Genomic DNA, 4,885 nt, shown 5'->3' on the forward strand with positions numbered 1-4,885 from the left:
GCGTCGGCCAGGGTCGGCATCGGAGCGCCGGTCTGCACGCGCGCCGCCTGGCGTGGCTGCAATCTGCTCGGCGTTCGCGCACCGGCCTCGATCGCGCCCATCACCGGCAGGCTGATCTCACGCTCCCGGGTCTCGCCGGCTTCGTCGCCGTCATCACCCTCGTCGGAGCCGCCGTAGCCCAGGACATCGACGCTGCGCACTGCGTATCCGTCGATGGCGGCCTGATCGAATCCGGGTAGCGGACGCTCGGTCACCACCTCTTCGGCGCACATCAAGCCTTGCGCTTCCGCGATGGCGACCCGCACCGGCCGCGGGGCTACCGCGGCGGAAGCCACTCGGGCCTGTTGCTCCTCCACCGACCGCAAATCACGCCTTTCTCCCGTTCAGCCTCACCGGGCCGACGCTGGATGACACCGACTGCGCGCGGTCCAATGCGCTGGCGGTACCGCCGTCAGTGCTCAGTCGTCGCGTGAGCGAGCCCCAACCGCTCGACCAACCACTCGCGCAGTTCGGGTCCGTAGTCATCTCGCTCCAACGCAAAGTCAACCGCAGCCTTCAGGTAGCCGCCGGGATTTCCCAGGTCGTGTCGAGATCCGCGGTGAACCACCACATGCACCGGGTGCCCTTCCTCGATCAGCAGGGCGATCGCGTCAGTGAGTTGCAATTCGCCACCGGCACCGCGCGGAATCCGTTTGAGTGCGTCGAAGATCGCGCGGTCCAGGACGTAGCGACCGGCCGCGGCATACGGCGAGGGTGCGTCCTCCGCCTTGGGCTTCTCGACCATGCCGATGACCTTCAGCACGTTCGGATTCGACGCATCGGGCACGACTTCGACGTCGAACACGCCGTAGGCGCTGATGTGTTCTTTGTCCACCTCGATCGCGCAGAGCACCGACCCGCCGCGCTTGGCGCGCACCTTCGACATCGTCTCCAGCACACCGGTCGGCAACACCAGATCGTCGGGCAACAGCACCGCGATCGCGTCCTCGTCAGGTCCCAGGCTGGACTCCACGCACCCGATCGCGTGCCCAAGGCCCAGAGGCTCCGCCTGCACCACCGATTCGACCTTGATCAACGCCGGTGCCCGACGGACCTTCTCCAACATCGACTTCTTGCCGCGCGCCTCCAGCGTCCCCTCGAGGACCAGGTCCTCGACGAAGTGCGCGACGACCCCGTCCTTGCCCTCGGAGGTGATGATGATCAGCCGCTCGGCCCCGGCCTCGGCTGCCTCGGCGGCCACCAACTCGATGCCCGGCGTGTCGACGACAGGCAGCAATTCCTTGGGCACCGTCTTGGTGGCAGGCAGAAAGCGCGTCCCCAGTCCCGCCGCGGGAACTACCGCGGTGTACGGGATCGGAACTTCAGGCCGATTCATCGTTCACACATTAACCTCTCTGCGTTGGATGTTCCCTTCCTACCCGGCTCCGGAGGACTTCACGGTGCGATCGACAAAGGCACAGGTTAGGGCCGAGATCCTGGCCGCCCGCCGCACTGTGGATCCGCAGACCCGCGACGGCGAGGCAGCGGCCCTGGCGTCGCACCTCGGCGCGATCGTCAAGGCTGGTCAAACCGTGTGCGCGTACGTCCCGGTCGGTTCCGAGCCGGGCTCACCGGCGCTCCTCGATGCGCTGCTCGGCCACGACGTCGTCGTGCTCCTGCCTGTCGCCCGGCACGGGGACGACGGCACACCGCTTCCGCTGAAGTGGGGGCGGTACCGCCCGGGCGAGTTGGTCGCAGCGCCGTTCGGTCTGCGTGAACCGGCCCAGCCCTGGTTGCCCGTCGATGCGCTGGCCGACGCGGCGGTGGTCCTGGTGCCCGCTCTCGCGGTCGACCGAGTCGGTGTGCGACTGGGGCGCGGTGCCGGGTTCTACGACCGGACGCTGCCGTCGGCCGACCCCGGCGCGGTGCTGGTGGCAGTGGTACGTGACGACGAACTCGTCGACCATCTCCCCTCGGAGCCGCACGATGTCCGGATGACCCACGCGTTGACGCCGCGCGCAGGTGTGGTCGCACTCGACGGTTGAGTGACGCTGCGGGCGGTGGGAATCACTCGGACCGCCTGGCGGTTCTAGCACTTGAGCCGGTAGAGTGCTAAAGAAGTTTGACCACCTCGGAGGGTTTTGTGCCTACCTATTCCTATGCATGCACCGAATGCGACAACAAGTTCGACATGGTGCAGGCCTTCACTGATGACGCGTTGACGCAGTGCCCCCAGTGCGACGGACGGCTGCGCAAGGTGTTCGGCAAAGTGGGCGTGGTGTTCAAGGGCAGCGGTTTCTACCGCACCGACAGCCGCGAAGCCTCCAAAGCCTCTGCCAAGAGCTCGGCCTCGGGTAGCTCGGAGTCGTCATCCTCGGATTCGTCGTCTTCGAGTTCGTCGGAGAAGTCGAGTTCGTCGTCCTCCAGCTCGTCGGAGAAGTCGACCTCCTCGGACAAGTCGAGCTCGTCGAGCAGCTCATCCGCACCGGCTGCCGCAGCGTCCAACTGACGTTATCCACAGCCGAGCAGCCGGAGCCTGACGGGAGCCCTTGCGCTGCCCTAGCGTTGGCCGTATGGGGGATTCGCTGAACCCGACGCCGCTGAGTCGGCTCCGACAGGCCGTACGCCCGGACTGGTCGCACACCGTGGCTGCCCGCAGGGCACTCGCCGGCGTGCTGGTTGTTCTCGCCGCGGTCGCAGCCTGGCGCGACGATCCGCGCGCCGACCACACCGATGTCGTCGTCACCACCCGCGACCTGTCGCCGGGCACCGAACTCACCGGCGAGGACGTCGCGCTCGAAACCCGCACGGCGTCAACCATTCCCGATGGTTCGACCGTTGACATCGATTCGGTGGTCGGAACCACCTTGGCAGGACCGGCTCGGCGCGGTGAGGTCGTCACCGACGTGCGACTGCTGGGTCCGCGACTGGCCGAGTCCGCCGTCGGGCCGGACGCGCGCATCGTGCCACTCCCCCTGGCCGACCCAGCGCTGGTGGATCTTGTCAGACCCGGCGACGTCGTTGATATCGTCGCCGCGCCCGTATCCACCGATGCGGCAACCGAAGCCCGGCTCATCGCCACCGACGCGGTGGTGGTGCTGGTATCTGCGAAGGAGAACGGGGTCACCGCCGGTGGCGGCCGAGTCGTGCTCGTGGCCCTACCCGCTGCAGCCGCCAAGGCCGTCGCGGGCGCTGCACTGGTGCAAACGGTCACGCTGACGCTGCATTAGGAAGTGCCACAACACAATTCGCCCCCGGCTGGTAGCCGGGGGCGAATTGTGACGAAGTGCTGAGCTCAGAAGCCGCTTGCGCTGCCCGGGCCGCACTGCGGGCCGGTGCTGGTGTTCCGCGGATCGAAGGCGCCACCCCACGGGTCGGAGGGCGACAGACCGATCGCCGTCCAGCCGCGCGATCCGACCCACTCGGGACCGGACTCTTCGGCCTTCTGCGTCGGAATGCCGATATCGCTGGTGATGGTCGATGCCGTGCTCAGCGTTCCGGGGCTTGCAGTGCAGTAGTCCCCACCCGCGATTGCGGCCGACTGCCGCGAGTTCACGACTCCGTCTCCGCCGACCTCGGTGAGTGAGGGATCGTTGGGATCGGGTTGCGCGCTCGCAGTCCCCGCACCGAAGGTCAGAGCACCCACGCTGACGGCAAGTGCACCGAAGCCGACAACGGCCAGCTTCTTGGAATTCTGGAGGAGAGCGGCCATCGGCCTGCCCCTTTCTGTGGCGAGATCGCGAGCGTTACGAGGGTCGAAAGTTTGAAGTCCAAGCAGAAGACTATCAGGCCGAACCCCACCGCGCATCGCATCACCGAGCAAAGCGAATTCCTTCAGGATCCGCTTAGATTCAGCGACTCGGTGCGCCGCTTCCCGATCCTCCGGTTCTACCGTGAAAGAGCTGGGGACAACGGGTGATCCGGCTCAGTCGGGAGGTCGCCGGCAGGACCCGTCCGCAGGTGAAACCCCGGAACGCGCGGCAAAGGCGCCGGTGACACGTTCGCCGCGATGACGGCACGCCGGAAACGGCATCGGACGACCCGGGCGCGACCTGCGGGGTTACGGTTCATTTGACCTGGTACCAGCCATACGAAAGGACTCGGGCAATGCTGAAGGGGTTCAAGGACTTCATATCTCGGGGCAACGTGATCGACCTGGCCGTCGCAGTCGTGATCGGGGCGGCATTCACCGGCCTCGTCACGGCATTCACGCAGAGCGTCATTCAGCCCCTCATCGATCGCATCGGTGCCGGACCCGACGCCGAGTACGGCATCCTGCGGATTCCGCTGGGGGGTGACCAGTTCGTCGATCTCAACGCGGTGCTGTCGGCCGGCATCAACTTCCTCATCGTGGCCGCGGTGATCTACTTCGTGATCGTCGTGCCGTTCAAGAAGATCAAGGAACGCGACAAGAAGGTGGAAGCCACAGAGACCGAGCTGACGTTGTTGACCGAGATCCGCGACCTCCTGCGCGCCGAGTCCAGCGGCGGGTCCGCCGGCAAGCACGGCAGCCCGGCGTCTCCGATCGACCACTCGGAGTGACCGGCACCCACGCATAGTCACTGCAGGACAGACGAAATCGGCCCCCGGCAATGCCGGGGGCCGATATTCGTTCAGGCCTATTGTCGTTCAGGCCTTGGTCAGTTCATGTTCCACGGTTCGCCGTAGGTGGTGACGCTGTCGCCAGTCGACGACACCAACCGGGCGAACGGACGCAGCAACACACCGCCGGCCGCGCCGGTCACCGTGCCGTGCGCGTTGGACACTGCCACCTGGCCGCCGGGGCCGGCCACGTCCACACTGAAGGTCGCCACTTCCTGGATACCCGGACCGTTGCCCAGGTCAGCCGAGATCGACACACCCGGGAACAGCGGCGGAGTCACGATGCCGGCGAAGTTACCGCCGA

7 protein-coding genes and 1 pseudogene are annotated in these 4,885 nt (G+C 66.7%); 4 read left to right on the top strand and 4 right to left on the bottom strand.

Annotation, left to right across the window (positions count from 1 at the left end; all coding sequences use genetic code 11):
• Nucleotides 1–365, bottom strand: a pseudogene (locus WA965_RS12755) (molybdotransferase-like divisome protein Glp); the annotation flags it as partial.
• An 86-nt stretch (nucleotides 366–451) separates the two neighbouring features.
• Entirely contained in the window at nucleotides 452–1,375 is a 924-nt protein-coding gene (locus tag WA965_RS12760) for a UTP--glucose-1-phosphate uridylyltransferase (RefSeq protein ID WP_526298844.1), read from the bottom strand.
• A gap of 64 nt (nucleotides 1,376–1,439) precedes the next feature.
• Here WA965_RS12760 and WA965_RS12765 point away from each other — a divergent pair, with 64 nt between their 5' ends.
• The 3 genes from WA965_RS12765 (at nucleotide 1,440) to WA965_RS12775 (ending at nucleotide 3,209) form a co-directional block, all read left to right on the top strand.
• Nucleotides 1,440–2,024, top strand: a complete 585-nt coding sequence (locus WA965_RS12765; protein WP_526298846.1) for a 5-formyltetrahydrofolate cyclo-ligase — start codon at nucleotides 1,440–1,442, stop codon at nucleotides 2,022–2,024.
• A 98-nt stretch (nucleotides 2,025–2,122) separates the two neighbouring features.
• The gene (locus WA965_RS12770; protein ID WP_526298848.1) at nucleotides 2,123–2,488 is read left to right on the top strand and encodes an FmdB family zinc ribbon protein; all 366 of its coding nucleotides are present in this window, start codon (nucleotides 2,123–2,125) and stop codon (nucleotides 2,486–2,488) included.
• A 64-nt stretch (nucleotides 2,489–2,552) separates the two neighbouring features.
• Nucleotides 2,553–3,209: an SAF domain-containing protein gene (locus WA965_RS12775; RefSeq protein WP_526298850.1), complete on the top strand. Its 657-nt coding sequence runs from the start codon at nucleotides 2,553–2,555 to the stop codon at nucleotides 3,207–3,209.
• Nucleotides 3,210–3,274: 65 nt separating this feature from the next.
• Here the strand turns inward: WA965_RS12775 and WA965_RS12780 are convergent, their stop codons facing one another.
• Nucleotides 3,275–3,691, bottom strand: a complete 417-nt coding sequence (locus tag WA965_RS12780; RefSeq protein WP_526298852.1) for a hypothetical protein — start codon at nucleotides 3,689–3,691, stop codon at nucleotides 3,275–3,277.
• 395 nt (nucleotides 3,692–4,086) lie between these two features.
• Here WA965_RS12780 and mscL point away from each other — a divergent pair, with 395 nt between their 5' ends.
• Entirely contained in the window at nucleotides 4,087–4,521 is a 435-nt protein-coding gene (gene mscL, locus WA965_RS12785) for a large-conductance mechanosensitive channel protein MscL (protein ID WP_526298854.1), read from the top strand.
• A gap of 98 nt (nucleotides 4,522–4,619) precedes the next feature.
• On the opposite strand, the gene WA965_RS12790 is transcribed toward mscL, so the two are convergent.
• Nucleotides 4,620–4,885 (bottom strand): MspA family porin (locus tag WA965_RS12790; protein ID WP_526298856.1); only part of this gene is annotated, 266 nt, incomplete at its 5' end.

This window comes from Mycobacterium sp., from assembly GCF_049683935.1.
Classification (GTDB): Bacteria; Actinomycetota; Actinomycetes; order Mycobacteriales; family Mycobacteriaceae; genus Mycobacterium.

Bases quoted from the DNA above. Each gene is read 5' to 3' on its own strand.
- mscL (WP_526298854.1), top strand. From the start codon at position 4,087: ATGCTGAAGGGGTTCAAGGACTTCATATCTCGGGGCAACGTGATCGAC.
- WA965_RS12775 (WP_526298850.1), top strand. From the start codon at position 2,553: ATGGGGGATTCGCTGAACCCGACGCCGCTGAGTCGGCTCCGACAGGCC.
- WA965_RS12780 (WP_526298852.1), bottom strand. From the start codon at position 3,691: ATGGCCGCTCTCCTCCAGAATTCCAAGAAGCTGGCCGTTGTCGGCTTC.
- WA965_RS12760 (WP_526298844.1), bottom strand. From the start codon at position 1,375: ATGAATCGGCCTGAAGTTCCGATCCCGTACACCGCGGTAGTTCCCGCG.